The sequence below is a fragment of the Gordonia desulfuricans NBRC 100010 genome, from assembly GCF_001485495.1.
GTDB classification, from domain to species: Bacteria; Actinomycetota; Actinomycetes; order Mycobacteriales; family Mycobacteriaceae; genus Gordonia; species Gordonia desulfuricans.
In genome coordinates, this window is the sequence record NZ_BCNF01000058.1 from 1 (window position 1) to 17,595 (window position 17,595).

The 17,595-nt window shown below is 69.4% G+C and carries 19 protein-coding genes; 13 read left to right on the forward strand and 6 right to left on the reverse strand.

The genetic code is table 11. From position 1 onward, the window contains the following. Nucleotides 1-148: 148 nt before the first annotated feature. Nucleotides 149-568, reverse strand: a complete 420-nt coding sequence (locus tag GD1_RS10225) for a rhodanese-like domain-containing protein (protein WP_174519039.1) — start codon at nucleotides 566-568, stop codon at nucleotides 149-151. Continuing rightward, a complete protein-coding gene (locus tag GD1_RS10230) occupies nucleotides 565-1,149 on the reverse strand; it encodes a cupin domain-containing protein (RefSeq protein ID WP_059036928.1) in 585 nt (194 codons plus the stop codon). The genes GD1_RS10225 and GD1_RS10230 overlap by 4 nt, the downstream gene beginning before the upstream one ends. Nucleotides 1,150-1,522: 373 nt before the next feature. On the opposite strand from GD1_RS10230, the gene fdxA reads away from it, so the two are divergent. Together fdxA and dapC are read left to right on the forward strand one after the other, a co-directional pair. Further along, complete coding sequence (gene fdxA / locus GD1_RS10235; RefSeq protein WP_020790603.1) at nucleotides 1,523-1,855, forward strand: ferredoxin; 333 nt, start codon at nucleotides 1,523-1,525, stop codon at nucleotides 1,853-1,855. A 7-nt stretch (nucleotides 1,856-1,862) separates the two neighbouring features. Continuing rightward, nucleotides 1,863-2,984: a succinyldiaminopimelate transaminase gene (gene dapC / locus GD1_RS10240; RefSeq protein WP_059036929.1), complete on the forward strand. Its 1,122-nt coding sequence runs from the start codon at nucleotides 1,863-1,865 to the stop codon at nucleotides 2,982-2,984. Between the two features lie 157 nt (nucleotides 2,985-3,141). Here dapC and dapD read toward each other — a convergent pair whose 3' ends face one another. After that, nucleotides 3,142-4,104: a 2,3,4,5-tetrahydropyridine-2,6-dicarboxylate N-succinyltransferase gene (gene dapD / locus GD1_RS10245; RefSeq protein ID WP_083534048.1), complete on the reverse strand. Its 963-nt coding sequence runs from the start codon at nucleotides 4,102-4,104 to the stop codon at nucleotides 3,142-3,144. Between the two features lie 103 nt (nucleotides 4,105-4,207). Continuing rightward, entirely contained in the window at nucleotides 4,208-4,495 is a 288-nt protein-coding gene (locus tag GD1_RS10250; RefSeq protein WP_059036962.1) for a hypothetical protein, read from the reverse strand. 260 nt (nucleotides 4,496-4,755) lie between these two features. Between GD1_RS10250 and GD1_RS10255 the strand changes: the two genes are divergently transcribed. Further along, nucleotides 4,756-5,265, forward strand: coding sequence for a DM13 domain-containing protein (locus tag GD1_RS10255; RefSeq protein WP_059036963.1), 510 nt, complete (start codon nucleotides 4,756-4,758; stop codon nucleotides 5,263-5,265). A 21-nt stretch (nucleotides 5,266-5,286) separates the two neighbouring features. Here GD1_RS10255 and GD1_RS10260 read toward each other — a convergent pair whose 3' ends face one another. Then, a complete protein-coding gene (locus GD1_RS10260) occupies nucleotides 5,287-6,303 on the reverse strand; it encodes a zinc-dependent alcohol dehydrogenase family protein (protein WP_059036931.1) in 1,017 nt (338 codons plus the stop codon). Between the two features lie 124 nt (nucleotides 6,304-6,427). Between GD1_RS10260 and dapE the strand changes: the two genes are divergently transcribed. From dapE to GD1_RS10300, 9 genes are all read left to right on the forward strand, one after another. After that, nucleotides 6,428-7,531, forward strand: a complete 1,104-nt coding sequence (gene dapE, locus GD1_RS10265; protein WP_244882643.1) for a succinyl-diaminopimelate desuccinylase — start codon at nucleotides 6,428-6,430, stop codon at nucleotides 7,529-7,531. 104 nt (nucleotides 7,532-7,635) lie between these two features. After that, nucleotides 7,636-8,472 (forward strand): LOG family protein, encoded by an 837-nt coding sequence (locus tag GD1_RS10270; protein ID WP_059036932.1) that lies wholly within the window; start codon nucleotides 7,636-7,638, stop codon nucleotides 8,470-8,472. Then, nucleotides 8,469-9,008: an LOG family protein gene (locus GD1_RS10275; RefSeq protein WP_053778669.1), complete on the forward strand. Its 540-nt coding sequence runs from the start codon at nucleotides 8,469-8,471 to the stop codon at nucleotides 9,006-9,008. Before GD1_RS10270 ends, GD1_RS10275 begins: the two co-directional genes overlap by 4 nt. 88 nt (nucleotides 9,009-9,096) lie before the next feature. Then, nucleotides 9,097-10,875 (forward strand): long-chain-acyl-CoA synthetase, encoded by a 1,779-nt coding sequence (locus GD1_RS10280; protein ID WP_059036933.1) that lies wholly within the window; start codon nucleotides 9,097-9,099, stop codon nucleotides 10,873-10,875. A gap of 87 nt (nucleotides 10,876-10,962) precedes the next feature. After that, nucleotides 10,963-11,853, forward strand: a complete 891-nt coding sequence (folP, locus tag GD1_RS10285) for a dihydropteroate synthase (protein WP_059036965.1) — start codon at nucleotides 10,963-10,965, stop codon at nucleotides 11,851-11,853. Then, nucleotides 11,850-12,923 carry a glucosyl-3-phosphoglycerate synthase gene (locus GD1_RS10290; protein WP_059036934.1) on the forward strand — a complete coding sequence of 358 codons (1,074 nt, stop codon included), beginning with the start codon at nucleotides 11,850-11,852 and terminating at the stop codon, nucleotides 12,921-12,923. Before folP ends, GD1_RS10290 begins: the two co-directional genes overlap by 4 nt. A 57-nt stretch (nucleotides 12,924-12,980) precedes the next feature. Then, nucleotides 12,981-13,607: a DivIVA domain-containing protein gene (locus GD1_RS25755; protein ID WP_373855302.1), complete on the forward strand. Its 627-nt coding sequence runs from the start codon at nucleotides 12,981-12,983 to the stop codon at nucleotides 13,605-13,607. A gap of 186 nt (nucleotides 13,608-13,793) precedes the next feature. Continuing rightward, complete coding sequence (locus tag GD1_RS24250; protein ID WP_006367626.1) at nucleotides 13,794-13,961, forward strand: DUF3117 domain-containing protein; 168 nt, start codon at nucleotides 13,794-13,796, stop codon at nucleotides 13,959-13,961. 83 nt (nucleotides 13,962-14,044) lie between these two features. Continuing rightward, nucleotides 14,045-14,863 carry a class I SAM-dependent methyltransferase gene (locus GD1_RS10300; RefSeq protein WP_338018341.1) on the forward strand — a complete coding sequence of 273 codons (819 nt, stop codon included), beginning with the start codon at nucleotides 14,045-14,047 and terminating at the stop codon, nucleotides 14,861-14,863. Nucleotides 14,864-14,876: 13 nt separating this feature from the next. On the opposite strand, the gene glgA is transcribed toward GD1_RS10300, so the two are convergent. Further along, complete coding sequence (gene glgA, locus GD1_RS10305; RefSeq protein WP_202926625.1) at nucleotides 14,877-16,043, reverse strand: glycogen synthase; 1,167 nt, start codon at nucleotides 16,041-16,043, stop codon at nucleotides 14,877-14,879. Between the two features lie 130 nt (nucleotides 16,044-16,173). On the opposite strand from glgA, the gene glgC reads away from it, so the two are divergent. Further along, nucleotides 16,174-17,388 carry a glucose-1-phosphate adenylyltransferase gene (gene glgC, locus GD1_RS10310; RefSeq protein WP_083534053.1) on the forward strand — a complete coding sequence of 405 codons (1,215 nt, stop codon included), beginning with the start codon at nucleotides 16,174-16,176 and terminating at the stop codon, nucleotides 17,386-17,388. Nucleotides 17,389-17,595 lie beyond the last annotated feature (207 nt).

Here is a 17,595-nt window from a genome sequence, read left to right on the forward strand (position 1 = left end):
CGCAGCTGACGTCGGGTGGTGACCATCTCGGAGGTGGTTGCGTTCCGACATCGGCCGTCTGAGGGTTCGATTGGTCGCTGTGCTCCTCGTCGGCTCAACCATCCACTGGTGCTTGGTGATCGAGTCGAAGGCTACGCTTCGAGGTGGATCAACCGTCGACGCTGAACTGCGGAACGAGGTCTGAGTGGAGTCGGACCCGGGTCAAGGCCTGATATCCCCCGACAACGTCTGTGGCGCGGTGCAGGCCCAACTGTTGCAGCGATGCGGCGGCGAGGCTCGAGGTGTATCCCTGGGAGCACAGGATGATCCAGCGGACGTCGTGGTCGACGGCTGCAGACACCCGGGCATCGCTCGCCGGATCACATCGCCACTCGAGCACATTGCGTTCCAGGACGAGCGCCTCGGGTACCTCGCCCTCGGCGGCACGCTGGGCGGCCGGACGGATGTCGACGAGGATCGCCCCGTCGGCGAGCTCGCCGGCCACCTGCTCGGGTTGTAGCCGTTGCAGTCCGTCCCGGGCCCGCAGCAGCATGTCGTCGATCGTCATGGGCACCTGCCTGTCGCTCATTCGGGTTCGTCGGTGAGTTCGGTGCGGGTGCGCCGCAGCGAACGCTGGTCGGTCACCTCGTAGAACGACATGGCGGTCAGCGGAGGGGAGTAGGCGTGCACCGACAGCGTGGGTCCGGGCGCGGGATGCGCGGTGGCGAGGTCCGGTGCGCCCAGCCCGGCCGGGGGCGGCGTGCTCCGGTGATGCTGCACATCGTGCACCCAGCCGAGCGGGAAGGCCGCCTGATCGCCGGCCGCCAGGATGCGCACGGCCAGATCGTGGCCGGTCCAGCGGTACTCCCGCAATGCCCCCGACAACACGGTCAACGCGCCGAGCGACCCAGCGTGATCGTGGAGATCGGTGGACCGGTCCGGGGTCCAGCTGATCAGCCACAGATCGAGATCGTCGTCGGACTCCAGACGGGCCGACCACCGTTCCACCGGATCCCAGGTGGGCGGGAGCAGATGGTCGTAGTGGCCGTCGAGGACGTCGGCGACACCCTGGTCGGTGATCCGCAGCAGATCGGCGGGCCGCAGTCGGGTGGGCAGGTTGGCGGCGGTGTGTCGCAGGGCGGGGTCGGGACGCGAGATGGTCGAGGTCATGGCAGGTGTCTCCTCACAAGTCGATGGGTCGGCTGGTCGATCGCGGGGATGCAGGTGCATCGACAGTGCGGGATCGACCGGCGTCGCAGTGAGGTCACGAAGCCAGGGTGGCGGGCGGGCCGTCGCCCCGCCAGGGTTGTTCTCACCGTGAACGCAAGGCCGCCCAGGTGTGATCTGCGTCTCCGGCGCGATGGTCGGCGAGGGGCGGGTGTCGATTCCCCGGTGGCGGGGCGGATACTCTAGGGGGTGCGTGTGCGCGGCGTGAACTGCGGGGATGAGCCGACATGCGCGTGACCGGCGCGACCAGCCCTCGTGCCGTTTCGTGCGTATCCGCTGCGATGCGCCGACCAGAGTGCTTGCAACGAAGGAGATAGTGGTGACGTACATCATCGCGGAGCCCTGCGTGGACGTGATGGACAAGGCATGTGTCGAGGAGTGCCCTGTCGATTGCATCTACGAGGGGGGTCGCAGTCTCTACATCCAGCCGGATGAGTGCGTGGACTGCGGGGCCTGCGAACCGGTGTGCCCGGTGGAGGCGATCTTCTACGAGGACGACGTCCCCGACGAGTGGGAGCCCTACGTGAGCGCCAACGCCGACTTCTTCGACGATCTCGGATCGCCGGGCGGCGCCAGCAAGGTCGGCAAGACCGATTTCGATCCTGCGTTCATCAAGGGCCTGCCCCCGATGGGCGAGGGCGAGGACTGACCGTCCGGTGACAGTTGAGCGCACCGCGGGCCGTCGTCGCCTGAGTTCGGTCCTGCCGGACTTCCCCTGGGACACCATCGCCGACATCAAGGCGCTGGCCGCCTCGCATGCCGACGGCATCGTCGATCTGTCGGTGGGGACCCCGGTCGATCCGGTGGACCCGCTGATCCGTGAGGCCCTCGCGGGCGCCTCGGAGTTCCCGGGTTATCCGACGACGATCGGTACCCCGGAGCTGCGAACGGCCGCAGCAGGGGCGTTGAGCCGCCGCTATGGGGTGACCGGGCTCGGACCGTCGGGCATCCTGCCGGTGATCGGCACCAAGGAGGCGATCGCCTCGGTGTGTTCGACGCTCGGCATCGGTGCCGGCGACACGGTGGTGATCCCCGAGGTCGCCTACCCGACCTACGAGGTGGGGGCGCTGCTGGCGGGCGCCACCCCGGTGCGTGCCGATTCCGTGCTGCAACTCGGACCGTCGCGTCCGGCGTTGATGTTCGTGAACTCGCCGTCCAACCCGACCGGCAAGGTGCTCGGTGTCGAGCATCTGCGCAAGGTGGTCGAGTGGGCCCGCGAACGCGGCACCATCATTGTCTCCGACGAGTGTTATCTCGGGCTCGCCTGGGATGCCGAGGCCATCTCGATTCTCGATCCGCGGGTCTCCGACGGCGACCACACCGGTCTGCTGGCGGTGCACTCGCTGTCGAAGATCTCCAACCTCGCGTCCTACCGCGCCGGGTTCTTCGCCGGTGACGAGGCACTGATCGCCGAACTGCTCGCCGTGCGCAAGCACGCGGGGATGATCGTGCCGTTCCCGATCCAGGGTGCGATGACCGCCGCCCTCGACGACGACGCACACGTCGACGCACAGCGCGAGCGCTACCGTGCGCGACGTGAGCGGCTGCTGGCGGCGGTGACCGGCGCCGGGTTCACCGTCGACAACTCCGAGGCGGGCCTGTACCTGTGGGCCACGCGCGGAGAGGCCTGCCGCGACACCGTCGAGTGGCTGGCCCACCGCGGCATCCTCGCCGCACCCGGGGATTTCTACGGTCCGGCCGGGGTCCGCCACGTCCGGATGGCGCTGACCGCCACCGACGAACGCATCGACGCCGCCGTCGCACGCCTCGGTGCCTGACCGGTCCTGACCTGCGCCGCGTCTCGGTTCCGGGACCAGACACTTTCGGCGCCAGACCGTCTCGACGCCAGACCATTTCGATCCCAGACGACCACTTCGGCCCCGGTGGCCGGCTCGCCGAGCCGGCCACCGGGGCCGAAGTGGTCGTCGGAGGACGTCAGTTCTTGTGCAGCGCGGCGTTCAGGGCGATCCCGTCACCCTTCCACGGCACCACCTCGACGGCGCCGGTCATGCTGTTGCGACGGAACAGCAGATTCGACTGCCCCGACAGCTCACGCGCCTTGATGCTGGTTCCGTCGGGGCCGGTGACCTTGGTACCGGCGGTCACATAGAGGCCGGCCTCGATCACGCAGTCGTCGCCGAGTGCGATACCGCAGCCGGAGTTGGCGCCCAGCAGGCAGCGCTTGCCCAGCGAGATGCGCTCCTTGCCGCCGCCGGACAGGGTGCCCATAGTGGATGCGCCGCCGCCGATGTCGGAGCCGTCACCGACCGCCACACCGGCCGAGATCCGACCCTCCACCATCGAGTCGCCGAGGGTGCCGGCGTTGAAGTTGACGAATCCCTCGTGCATCACGGTGGTGCCGGAGGCGAGGTGGGCGCCCAGGCGCACGCGGTCGGCGTCGCCGATGCGCACACCGGTCGGCGCGACGTAGTCGACCATCCGCGGGAACTTGTCGATGCTGTAGACGGTCACCGCGCCGCGGGCCTTCAGCCCGGCACGCGTGGTCTCGAAGCCGTCGACGGCGCACGGTCCGTGGTTGGTCCACACGACGTTGGCGAGCAGTCCGAAGATGCCGTCGAGGTTGATCGTGTTGGGCTGTACCAGCCGGTGCGACAGCAGGTGCAGACGCAGGTAGACGTCGTGGGCGTCGACCGGCGCCTCGGACAGGTCGGCGATGGAGGTCTCGACGGCGACCGTCTTGACCCGCCGGACATCGTCGGCACCGACGAGCTCGCGCAGGTGCGCGGGCGTCGCGTCGGCGGCGAGTTCGGTGGTGCCGGCCGGGGCGTCGGAGCCCAGCGCCGGTTCGGGGTACCAGACGTCGAGGACCACACCGGTGTCACCGGCCCCGTCGGTCACGGTGGCAATACCAACTGCATGCGCGCCATTGTTCGTCACGGGCGTCGAGTCTACAGCGGCCGCACGCGATCTCCGCGTGTCCTGCCGGTGGACTCCGACGCCCGTGCCGCGACGGTCCGCTGGTGCGGTGCCGGGGCGTGGGTCAGTGCCGGTACATCTCCTTGTAGTGCTGCTCGTTGAGCGGAGTGTTGTCCGGCAGCACCGGGCTGTGGTGCAGCTTGCGGCCCATGATGGTCATGGTGACCGCCGACGTCGTGAACGCGGCGACGGTGATGATGCCGAAGGTGATGGCCGCAGCGGTGTGCCCACCGGCGATGGACACCACCCACAGGGCCAGGGACCCGAATCCGACCATGACGAGGAAGAATGCGCCGAGGCCGATCGGATGCTCGCCGTGCGACACGTGATGGGGCATGAAGTGAGCGGTCATGACGATCATCTCCTAGGTGTGAGATCCGCTACACCTGCGACCATATCCCTGTTCCGGTGTGGGCGAAAGGGGTACAAGGGCCCTGTTGCGGGCGGTGGCCGGCGTGGTCTCGGCATCATCCGAACAGGGGAGAGCTCTGGTCGGCGCCGATGCCGGTTTCGTAGGGTCGGGGCATGTATCAGCCCGGTCCACCCCCGTCTGCGCCCGGTGGTCAGCCCACGCCCACTCCCGGGCCCCGGCCGCGGCGGCGCTGGCCGTGGATCGCCGGTGGGGTGGGTGTGGCGCTGGTGATCGCGATCGTCGTCGGCGGCCTGGTGTTCCAGCCGTGGCTGCTGTTCGTCGACACCGAGATCGACGACGAGATACCCACCGCGGTCACCTCGGTGCCGGCCGGCACCGAACCCGTTGCGGCACCGGTACTCCTGTCGCAGGGTGATCTCATCAGCCACGAGCACGACACCAGCGGGTCGGTGTCGGTGATCGAGAACCCGGACGGCTCGAGAGTTCTCGCCATCGAGAACCTCGACACCACCACCGGGCCCGACGTCCACGTGTGGTTGTCGGCCGGTGAGGTGGTCCCGGGCCGGTCCGGGTGGCACACCGCAGGCGACGCCGCACGGGTCGATCTCGGGAAGATCAAGGGCAACCGCGGGGATCAGGTCTATTCGATCCCCGCCGGCACCGATCTCGCCGAGTACCCGGCGGTGGTGCTGTGGTGTGTGCGGTTCAGCGTGTCCTTCGGTGCGGCAGAACTACATCCCGCGGCCTGAGCCGATCCCGGCCCGGCGGCCTCAGGGTTCGAGCAGGGTTTTGACGGCCTGTCGTGAATCCATCGCGGCGTACCCCTGCGCCACCTCCGACAACGGGAGGGTGAGGTCGAAGACCTTGCCGGGGTTGATCTTCCGGTCGAGGATCAACTCGATCAGGTGGGGTAGGAAACGTCGTACCGGGGCCGGTCCGCCGTGCAGGTGCACCAGTCGGCGGAACAGCTTGTCGCCGGAGATCTCCACGCCGTGTGCCACACCGAGGAAGCCGACGTGCCCGCCGGCCCGGGTCGAGTCGATCGCCTGGGTCATCGACTCGTCGGTACCGACCGCCTCGATGACCGAGTGCGCACCGAGCCCACCGGTGAGCTCCTTGATCGCGGCCACCCCGTCGGGTCCGCGCTCGGCGACGACATCGGTGGCACCGAACGCACGCGCCAGTGCGGTCCGCGATTCGTGGCGGCTCATCGCGATGATCCGTTCGGCGCCGAGCTCTTTGGCCGCGAGGATCGCGAGCAGGCCCACCGCGCCGTCGCCGACCACCGCGACGGTCTTACCGGGGCCCACCTCGGCGGCCGTCGCACCGAACCAGCCGGTACCCAGGACATCCGACGCCGCGAGCAGGTCGGGGACGAGGTCGGGATCGGGCGGCTCCGGGGTGGCCACCAGCGTGCCGTCGGCCAGCGGGACGCGCAGGTACTCCGCCTGCGCGCCACGGACCGGGCGCATGTGTTCGCATCCGGACTGGTAGCCGGCGCGGCAGATGTCGCAGGTGTTGTCCGAGGCGATGAACGAACCCACGACGAACTGTCCGGGCCGCAGCGAGGTGACCTCCGAACCCACCTCCTCGATCACCCCGGCGTACTCGTGACCGATGGCGAACGGCTTCGTGATCTCGTTGACACCGCGGTAGTTCCACAGATCCGACCCGCAGACGCAGGTCGCCGACAGTCGGATGATCGCATCGGTCGGATGGGCGATGACGGGATCCGGGACGTCCTCGAGACGGATGTCGCCCGGGGCGTGGATGATGGTTGCGCGCATGCGGTTCGGCCCTTTCGACGGCGGTGAGCCCCCGCCGTCGACCATACGTCCCGGCGGCACCCGCCCCGCAGCCACCGGACCGGCACGCTGCCGGGCCCGGGCGCCGGGGCGATACGGTGGGACGGTGACCGATGCACCCCTGCTCGACCTGCACGCCGACCCCGTCGAGTTGACCGCAGCGCTGGTCGACATCCGCAGCGAGTCCCGTGACGAGACCGCGATCGCCGACGCGGTGGAGGCCGCGCTGCGTGCGCAGACCTCCGGTTTCGAGATCGTCCGCCACGGCAACCAGGTGCTCGCCCGCACCGACCGCGGCCTGCCGAGTCGGGTGATCCTGGCCGGGCACCTCGACACCGTGCCGATCGCCGACAACGTGCCGCATCGCCGTACGGTCGACGACGCGGAGGGTGAGGTGCTGCACGGCTGCGGCACCGTCGACATGAAGTCCGGTGACGCGGTGTTCCTGCATCTGGCGGCCACCCTCGACGCACCCGCACACGATCTGACCCTGATCTTCTACGACTGCGAGGAGATCGCCGCGGAGTTCAACGGGCTGGGCACGATCGAACGCGATCTGCCCGACTGGCTGCACGGCGACGTCGCGATCCTCGGCGAGCCCACCGCCGGGCAGATCGAGGCCGGCTGCCAGGGCACCTTGCGGGTGCGGCTGTCGGCGACCGGAGGCCGGGCACACTCGGCGCGATCGTGGATGGGCGACAACGCGATCCACAAGCTGGCACCGGTGCTTGCCGTCCTCGCCGACTACACCCCGCGCAACGTCGACATCGACGGATGCGAATACCGGGAAGGGCTGTCGGCGGTGGGTGTCGACGGCGGTGTGGCCGGCAACGTGGTGCCCGACGCCGCCTCGGTCACCGTCAACTTCCGGTTCGCCCCCGACCGCAGCATCACCTCGTCCCTGGACCATCTGCGCGAGGTGTTCGCCGGACCGCTGGAGTCCGGGGAGATCACGATGGAGCTCACCGATTCCGCCGCCGGGGCACTTCCGGGGCTCTCGCATCCGGCGGCCGCGGCGCTGGTCGCCGCGGCGTCGGGCCGGTTCCGTGCGAAGTACGGCTGGACCGATGTGTCGCGGTTCTCCGCCCTCGGCGTGCCCGCGGTCAACCTCGGTCCGGGTGACCCGAGCCTGGCGCACCGCCGCGACGAGCGGGTGCCGGTGTCGCAGATCCGGGAGGTCACCGAACTGCTCCGCGCCTACCTGTCCTGACCATCGGGTCGTCCGGGGTGCGCCGGGGACATGACACGGGCCGGACACGCGCGGGTGACCCGGTGAGGTGATCGGCGTCGGTCACGGGCACTAGCGTTGCGGACATGGACACCCCGCACACCGAGGAACACGAGCCGATCCCCGACGACGAGAGCGGCACCACCTACATCGGTCCGATGCGGGTGCGGCGCAGTGAGACCGACACCGCCCGCACCACCGACCGGCGCCTGCTGGAGTGGGTCGATCCGCGCGACGACCAGCGGCGGGCCGAGCGGACGATGCGCGACTCCTGGCGGGTACTGCGCATCCAGTCGGAGTTCGTCGCCGGATTCGACGCGATGAGCAACGTGGCCGAGGCGGTCACCGTGTTCGGTTCGGCCCGCATCCGCCCCGATTCGCGGGAGTACGACCTCGCCGTGCGGCTCGGCCGCGTGCTGGGTTCGGCAGGGTACGCGGTGATCACCGGCGGCGGACCGGGCGCCATGGAGGCCGCCAACCGCGGGGCCTACGAGACCCGGTCACGCTCGATCGGGCTGAACATCGAGCTGCCCTTCGAACAGCATCTGAACCCGTGGGTCGACGTCGGGATGAACTTCCGCTACTTCTTCGTCCGCAAGACGATGTTCGTGAAGTATGCGCAGGCCTTCGTGTGTCTGCCGGGTGGCTTCGGCACCCTCGACGAACTGTTCGAGGCGCTGACCCTGGTGCAGACCAAGAAGGTGGTGCGGTTCCCGATCGTGTTGCTCGGCCGTGCGCACTGGGCCGGGCTGCTGGACTGGATGCGCGAGACCCTGCTGTCGGCGGGGGTGATCTCCGAGGCCGACCTGGACCTGTTGCACGTCGTCGACGAGCCGGAGGAGGCCGTGGAGATCATCGCGGCCGCGGCCGCGACCCGGGGTCGTGCCGACGCCGGGGCCGACATCGGACAGGAGCAGCCGTGACCGCGATCTGTGTGTACTGCGCGTCGGGGCGTCACGTGCCCGAGGAGTATCTCGACCTCGCCACCCGGCTGGGCACCGCGATCGGGAAGGGCGGGCACAGTCTGGTGTCCGGTGGCGGCAATGTGTCGATGATGGGGGCGGTGGCGTCGGCGACGCGCGCTGCCGGCGGGCACACCCTCGGCATCATCCCGCGCGCGCTGATGGAGCGTGAGGTCGCCGATCTCGACGCCGACGAGCTCGTCGTCACCGAGACCATGCGGGAACGCAAGGGGCTCATGGATTCCCGCGCCGACGCGTTCATCACCCTGCCGGGCGGGATCGGCACCCTCGAGGAACTCTTCGAGACGTGGACCGGCGGCTACCTCGGAATGCACGCCAAGCCGGTGGTGCTGCTCGATCCCGACGGCTTCTACGAGCCGTTGCTCAGCTGGCTGCGCGGTCTTGTCGAGCGAGGGTTCGTCACCGCGGAGTCGCTCGATCGGCTGCGGGTGGTGGCCACGGTGGAGGAGGCGATCGAGGTCACTACCGGCGGGTAAGGAGATCTGGCTACCGGTGGGTAAGGTGGCGGTGACCATCATCACCCGACACACGTTGTCGTCGTCGCGACGGAGAGCGAGAAACGCGATGTCCACCCACGACACCCCATCGGTCGTCGGATTCACCGACCTGATCAAGGGCGTTCTGAAGATGGCGCCGCAGGCGCCGCTGATGCTGCGGCATGCGCCCGGCCTGATCCGGCGACCGGCCGACGCGCAACGGACCATCGGATCGATCTTCCAGAAACACGCGGCGGCACATCCGGATCGCCCGTTCGTCCGGTTCGAGGGCAAGTCGACCACATACGGTGAGGCCAACCGGATCGTCAACCGGTATGCCGCGGTCCTCGCCGCCGACGGGGTCCGCACCGGCGACGTCGTGGCGATCCTGTCCAAGAACTGCCCGACCGACCTGTTCCTGATGCTGGCCACGGTCAAACTCGGTGCGATCGCCGGCATGCTCAACTACAACCAGCGCGGCGACGTCATCGAACACAGCATGAAGCTGCTCGGTGCGCGCGTGCTGGTGCACGACCCCGAATGCCGCGAGGCCTTCGAGTCGATCCCCGCCGCCGCGCTCCCCGAGACCGTGTACGACTTCGGCGGGATCGACGACTCCGCCGCCGGCCGCCCCGAGACCGATCCCGAGGTCACCGCGACGCTGCCCGCCTCCACCGAGGCGTTCTACATCTTCACCTCCGGTACCACCGGCATGCCCAAGGCGAGCGTGATGAGCCACAACCGCTGGCTGGCGAGCCTGTCGGGGATCGGCGGCCTGGCCGTGCGGTTGCGTGCCAGCGACACCATGTACGTCCCGTTGCCGCTCTACCACAACAACGCACTGTCGGTGTCGCTGTCGTCGGTGCTGGCATCCGGGGCGTGTATCGCGATCGGCAGGCAGTTCTCCGCATCACGATTCTGGGACGAGGTCATCCTCAACCGGGCCACCGCGTTCTGCTACATCGGCGAACTGTGCCGCTATCTGCTGGCCCAGCCGGCCAAGCCGACCGACCGGGCCCACAGCGTGCGCCTGGTCGTCGGCAACGGCATGCGCCCGGACATCTGGGACGAGTTCAAGGACCGCTTCGGGATCGACCGGATCGTCGAGTTCTACGGCGCCAGCGAACTCAACCTGGTCTTCATCAACGTCTTCAGCGCCGACCACACCGCCGGGTTCTGCCCGCTGCCGTATGCCATCGTCGAGTACGACGAGGAGGGCAAACCGGCCCGCGACGCCGCCGGCCGGCTCACCCGGGTCAAGCGCGGTGGCACCGGGCTGCTGCTCACCGGGGTCAACGACAGGGTGCCGATCGACGGTTACACCGACCCCGCCGAGACCGAGAAGAAGCTGCTGCGCGACGCCTTCAAGGACGGCGACGCCTGGTTCAACTCCGGTGACCTCGTGCGCGATCAGGGGTTCAGCCACATCGCCTTCGTCGACCGCCTCGGCGACACCTTCCGGTGGAAGGGCGAGAACGTGGCCACCACCGAGGTCGAGGCCGGGCTCGACGGCTACGGCGAGATCTCGCAGTCGGTGGCCTTCGGTGTCGCGGTCCCCGGTACCGACGGCAAGGCCGGGATGGCGGCGGTCACCGTCCGGGGCGGCGAACCCCTCGACGGCGCCGCACTCGCCGCACACCTGTACGAGGTGCTGCCCTCGTATGCGATCCCGCTGTTCATCCGGGTGGTCGACCACCTCGAGGCCACCTCGACGTTCAAGAACCGGAAGGTGGAACTGCGCGAGGAGGCCTACTCCTCGACCGGCGGCGACCCGCTGTACGTGCTCGCCGGCCGGGCCGACGGCTACGTCAAGGCCTACGACGGCTACGTCGACGACGTCGCGGCGGGACGTGCACCCAGGGGCTGACCCGCCGCTCCGTAGTCTGGTCGCATGGACGTCGCGGCAGGTGGGGAGTCGGCCCCGAACGGGTCGGCCCGGAACGGGTTCGGGAGCATGTCATCGATCACACGGCCGTCGACGCTGTGTGGCCGCCCGGTGGCCGGTGACCGGGCCCTGGTGATGGCGATCGTCAACCGCACCCCCGACTCGTTCTACGACCGCGGTGCCAGCTTCGCCGACGACGCCGCCCAAGCCCGGATCGCGCAGGTGGTGGCCGAGGGCGCCGACATCGTCGACATCGGCGGGGTGAAGGCCGGCCCCGGTGACGAGGTCGACGCGGCCACCGAGGTGGCCCGTGTGGTCCCGATGATCCGGTGGATCCGCGACACCTACCCGGATCTGCTGATCAGCGTGGACACCTGGCGTGCGGACGTGGCCGACCGCGCGTGTGCGGCCGGTGCCGACCTGATCAACGACACCTGGGCCGGTGCCGACCCCGACCTGGTCGGGGTCGCCGCCGCGCGCGGCGCCGGGATCGTCTGCTCGCACACCGGTGGGGCGCGGGTGCGCACCCGCCCGCATCGGGTGGCCTACGGCGACTCGGTGGACGCGGTGGTCGACGACGTGCTCGCCGCGGTGACCGCGGCGGCCGCCAAGGCCGAGGCCGCGGGCGTGGCCCGTGACTCGATCGTGATCGATCCGACGCACGATTTCGGCAAGAACACTCACCACGGGCTGGCCTTGTTACGTCACGTGAAAGATCTTGTTAAGACCGGCTGGCCAGTGCTGATGGCGCTGAGCAACAAGGATTTCGTGGGGGAGACTCTGGGGGTGGATCTCGAACACCGGGTGGAGGGCACCCTCGCGGCGACAGCTCTGGCCGCAGAGCACGGGGCGCGGATCTTCCGCGTCCACGAGGTTGCCGCCACCCGGCGTGTGGTCGACATGGTCGCCGCGATAGCGGGCACACGGCCTCCAGCCAGAACAGTCAGGGGACTCGCATGACCAAGAAGGTACGTGGAACCCAAACCCGTCGACAGGCGGCAGTCGTCGCCGGACGCAAGGCGTCCGCAGCCAACAACCGGGACAAGGCCGCCATGTGGCCCACCGCCGCCGACACCTCCGGAACCCGCGGCACGTGGTCGACGACGCATACCTGGGAGCAGCCGGACTGGACCGTCGACGAGCTCGTCGCGGCCAAGGACGGACGCACCGTCTCGGTGGTCCTGCCCGCGCTCAACGAGGAAGAGACCGTCGCCGACGTGATCGCCACGATCCGTCCACTGCTCGGCACCCTCGTCGACGAACTGATCGTCCTGGACTCCGGCTCCACCGACGCCACCGCCGAGCGTGCCCGCGCCGCCGGTGCCGAGGTGATCAGCCGTGAGGAGGCCGTCCCCGAGCTCGAGCCGATCAAGGGCAAGGGTGAGGTGCTGTGGCGGTCGATCGCCGTCACCACCGGTGACATCATCGCCTTCGTCGACTCCGACCTGATCGACCCGGACCCGATGTTCGTGCCCAAGATGCTCGGCCCGCTGCTGATCAATCCGGAGATCCACCTGGTCAAGGGCTACTATCGGCGTCCGCTGCTGACCGGCGGCACCCAGGAGGCCAATGGCGGCGGTCGCGTCACCGAACTCGTCGCCCGTCCGCTGCTCGCCTCCCAGAAGCCCGACCTGACGGCCGTGCTGCAGCCGCTCGGCGGCGAGTACGCCGGCACCCGCGAGATGCTGTCGTCGGTGCCCTTCGCACCCGGGTACGGCGTGGAGATCGGTCTGTTGATCGACACCTACGACATGTACGGGCTCAACGGGATCGGCCAGGTCAATCTCGGTGTCCGCACCCACCGCAACCGTCCGCTCGTCGAACTCGGCGTGATGAGCCGCCAGATCGTCGGCACCCTGATGCGTCGCTGCGGCATCGTCGACAGCGGTGTGGGCCTCACCCAGTTCACCGCGGAATCCGACGGCACCTTCACCCCGTACACCACCGAGGTGTATCTCGAGGACCGTCCGCCGATGAAGACCGTCAGCAGCTACCGCATCGACGTCGACGACGAGGAGATGGCCAGCTGAGACGCTGAGACATCGCGGCCCGCGCCCACGGCGCGGGCCGCACTAGACTCGGTCCCCATGCAGACCATCTTGCTGTACCTGCTGATCATGGCGGTCGTCGTGGCGGTGGTGTTCGCGCTGGTGTGGTTCGTCTTCGGGCGCGGGGAGGAGCTGCCGCCGCTCGACGATGCGACCACCCTCACCCGCCTGCCGCGCAGCAGTATCTACGGATACGACGTCCGGGCGCTGCGGTTTGCATCCACCCTGCGCGGTTACAAGCAGAGCGAGGTCGACTGGGCGCTGTCCCGGCTCGCCGACGAGATCGACGATCTGCGGGCCCTCGTACAGCAACTCCAGGAGCGGGACGCGCTCATCGCGGTGTCGGCGCCGGTCGCCGGTGCCGAGGTCGCGGCCCACTCCGGGCGGCACGAGGCACCGGAGACGTCGCCGGTGTCCCCGGCCGGGATTCCCGCCGGCGGGGAACGCACCGACGGGGAACGTACCGATGGGGAACGTGCCGATCAAGGACCTGCCGGTGAGGAGCCTGCCGACCAGGGACCGGCCGGCGAAGGACCGGCCGGCGAGGGTTCCGACCGGGCCGGTGACCCCGACATCCCGGTGGCCGGTACCGGTCTCCCGGCCGACGACGCCGAGGATGCGGCCGGTGACACCGGGCCCGAGGAGCCCCCGACGGGGCGAGGGTGATGCGGTAGACGACCGGATCCGCGTGTCGGCGGCGACTCTGCGGCCGCAACGCCACGTATCATTACTGTGGCGGCAACCACCGTGACCGGCCGGGAGGCCGGGGACAAGGTGGCGTCACAGGGCACCACCGACCGGTGGGGCCGCGCTGAGCACTCGGCGACTGAGAACTCTGAAGGGAGTTTGAGAATGGCGGCGATGAAGCCACGGACTGGCGATGGGCCCCTCGAAGCGGCCAAGGAGGGACGTGGGATCGTCGTGCGCATTCCGATCGAGGGTGGCGGACGCCTGGTGGTCGAGCTGACCCCCGACGAGGCCGCCGCACTCGGCGAAGAGCTGCGCGGGGTCACCGGCTGACGGCGACTCCACGGGCGTCGGAGCTGGCCGGCGTCATCGACGACCTGCGGTGCCCGGTCTGTACCGAGCCGCTGGTCGGAGACATCGAACACGGTGCCCTGCGGTGCCCGCGGGGTCACACCTTCGACCTCGCCCGGCAGGGCCATGTCACGCTGCTCGACGGCCGCTCCGGCGGCCTTCGCGCCGACACCGCGGACATGGTCGCCGCCCGGCTGCGGGTGCACGAGGCCGGAGTCCTCGACGCGGCCGTGGACGCGCTGGCCGATGCACTCGATCGGGTTCTTCCCGACGCTTCCGGAGACCACCCCCTGATCCTGGATCTGGGCGGTGGTCCCGGCGTCTATCTGCGTGCCTGCCTGCGGCGCCGGCCCTCGGCGCGGGGCCTGGTGATCGACCTGTCCAAGTTCTGTGCCCGAGCGGTGACCCGTGGCGAGCCGGCCGCGGCGGCCGTCGTCGCCGACGCCTGGCGCGCGGTGCCGGTCCGATCCGGGGCCGCGGCGGTCGTGCTGTCGGTGTTCGCACCACGCAACGTCGACGAGATCGTCCGCATGCTGGCCCCCGGTGGGCACCTGCTGGTGGTCACACCGTTGCCGTCGCACCTCACCGAACTCATCGAACCGCTCGGCATGCTGTCGGTGACCCCGGACAAGACCGATCGGCTCGATGCGGCCATGGCCCCGGCCTTCGAGCTGATCGATCGCCGCGAGATCGTCGCGTCCGTCGACGTCGACGCGGCCACCATCGCCGACCTCGTCGGCATGGGGCCGTCGGCGTTCCACCACGACCGCGCCGAGATCGATGCGGCCGCGCGGCGACTGGCCGATGCCCACGGCGGCCGGGTGCAGGTCACCGTCGCCGTCACGCTCACCGTGTCGCGCGTCGGTTCTGCGAGCACGCACTAGACCGGACCGCCGGTCAACCCAGCGCTGTCCGGTACACCGCGACGGTCTGTTCGGCGATCGTCGCCCAGGAGAACTCCGCTGCCGCACGCGCCCGACCCGCGGTACCCATCGCCGATGCAGCGGCCGGGTCACCGGCGACGGCGTCGACGGCCGCGGCCAGCGTGCGCTCGAAGGTCGCCGCGTCGTCGGGGGTGTAGGGGACCAGGGTGCCGGTGACGCCGTCCTGGACGACCTCCGGAATCCCGCCGACTGCCGACGCCACCACGGCCGTCCCGCACGCCATCGCCTCGAGGTTGACGATCCCCAACGGCTCGTACACCGACGGGCAGACGAAAACTGTTGCTGCGGTGAGAATCTCGCGGATTCGGGGGAGTGGGAGCATCTCGCGCACCCAGAAGACGCCCGGGCGTGCCGCCGACAGTTCGGCGACCGCCGCCTCGACTTCGGCGCCGATCTCGGGGGTGTCGGGGGCGCCGGCACACAGGATCAGCTGTACGTCGGGGGAGAAGTGGTGGGCGGCGGCGACCAGGTGGGCGACACCCTTCTGGCGGGTGATGCGGCCGACGAAGGCCGCGATCGGCCGGTCGGGGTCGACCCCCAGCGCGACGAGCGCGGAGTCGGGGCCGTACGGGTCGTCCACCGGATACCACTGTGAGGTGTCGATTCCGTTGCGCACCACATGAACCCGGTCCGGGTCGAGGCGGGGGTAGACGTCGCACACGTCGTCGCGCATCCCGGAACTGACCGCGATCACCGCGTCGGCGTACTCCACCGCATTGCGTTCGACCCAGCTCGACACCCGATATCCGCCGCCGAGTTGTTCGGCCTTCCACGGCCGACGGGGTTCCAGGGAGTGTGCGGTGAGGACATGGGGAACGCCGTGCAGTTCCTTGGCCAGGTGCCCGGCGAGTCCGGTGTACCAAGTGTGTGAGTGCACCAGGTCGGCGCCGGCCGCACCGACGGCCATCCGCAGATCCGTGGACAGCATCGTGATGGCCGGATTGGCGCCGGCGAGACCGGGGTCGGGACCGTAGACCTGTGCGTCCGGACGTTCGACTCCCATGCACTTGACGTCGACGTCGATCAGGTCGGCGAGATGCCGAACCAGCTCGGTGACGTGGACGCCGGCACCGCCATAGACCTCGGGTGGGTACTCCCGAGTCATCATCGCCACCCGCATGGCTACAGACGCTAGTGTGCGCGCGGCGAGTTCGCCAGACGGAGTCGGTGTGCGGCGGGTCTCGCGACTCATCCGGCGCGCCTTGCCGGTTCGTCTGGCCCGGTCGCTGTTTCACGGTTACCGTGAAGGCGTGAGATCTCAGCCGCACGTTCTCGGAATCGTTCTCGCCGGCGGGGAGGGTAAGAGGCTCTACCCGCTGACGATGGATCGTGCGAAACCCGCAGTTCCCTTCGGTGGTGCCTACCGGCTGATCGACTTCGTGCTGTCCAACCTGGTGAATGCCGGCTACGAGCGCATTTGTGTTCTGACACAGTACAAGTCGCATTCACTTGACCGACACATCTCGCAAACCTGGTGGACGTCGGGATTTCACGGCGAATACATCACCCCGGTGCCGGCGCAGCAGCGTCTGGGCCCGCGGTGGTACACCGGCAGCGCCGACGCGATCTTCCAGTCGCTGAACCTGATCTACGACGAAGAGCCCGAGTACATCGTGGTGTTCGGTGCCGATCACGTCTACCGCATGGATCCGTCGCAGATGCTCGAGGCGCACATCGCCTCGGGTGCCGACGTGACCGTCGCCGGTATCCGCGTGCCGCGTGCGGAGGCGAGCGCCTTCGGCTGCATCGACGCCGGCGAGGACGACCGCATCACCCGGTTCCTGGAGAAGCCCTCCGACCCGCCCGGCACCCCCGACGACCCGGACGTCACGTTCGCGTCGATGGGCAACTACGTGTTCACCACCGAGGCACTCGTGGAGGCGATCCGCGCCGACGCCGCCGACGCCGATTCCGACCACGACATGGGCGGCGACATCATCCCGGCGTTCGTGGCGCAGGGCAGTGCCTACGTCTACGACTTCCAGGACAACGAGGTGCCCGGGGCCACCGAGCGCGACAAGGGCTACTGGCGTGACGTCGGAACCCTCGACGCGTTCTACGACGCCCACATGGATCTGGTGTCGGTGCACCCGGTGTTCAATCTCTACAACCGTCGCTGGCCGATCCGCAGCGAGACGCTGCATCTGCCGCCCGCCAAGTTCGTGCAGGGCGGCCACGCCCAGGACTCGGTGGTCGGCGCCGGCTGCATCGTGTCCGCGGCCTCGGTGAGCACCTCGGTGCTGTCGGCGAACGTCTACGTCGAGGACGGTGCCGTCGTGGAGGGCAGCGTACTGATGCCCGGCGTCCGGATCGGCAAGGGCGCGGTGGTCCGGCACGCGATCCTCGACAAGAACGTCGTCGTCGGCGACGGCGAACAGCTCGGTGTGGATCTCGAGTCCGACCGCCAGCGCTTCGCGGTCAGCGCCGGCGGGGTCGTCACCGTCGGCAAGGGAGTGCAGATCTGACCGGCGAGTGAACGCGTGCGTGCGCCCGGCCGGCGGAGGTGTCGACGGCCGGGCACCGTCGTTCGTCCTCGATCGGGCCGACGCCGTCCGGTGTCGACCGGTGCCCGCACCACGCCGGCCGGGCATCGGCAGGGGCGCCGTCGAGATCCGGTCCGACGAGGCTGCCGATATCGGTGACCGACCCGAACCCGATCGGGGGCGTGTCCG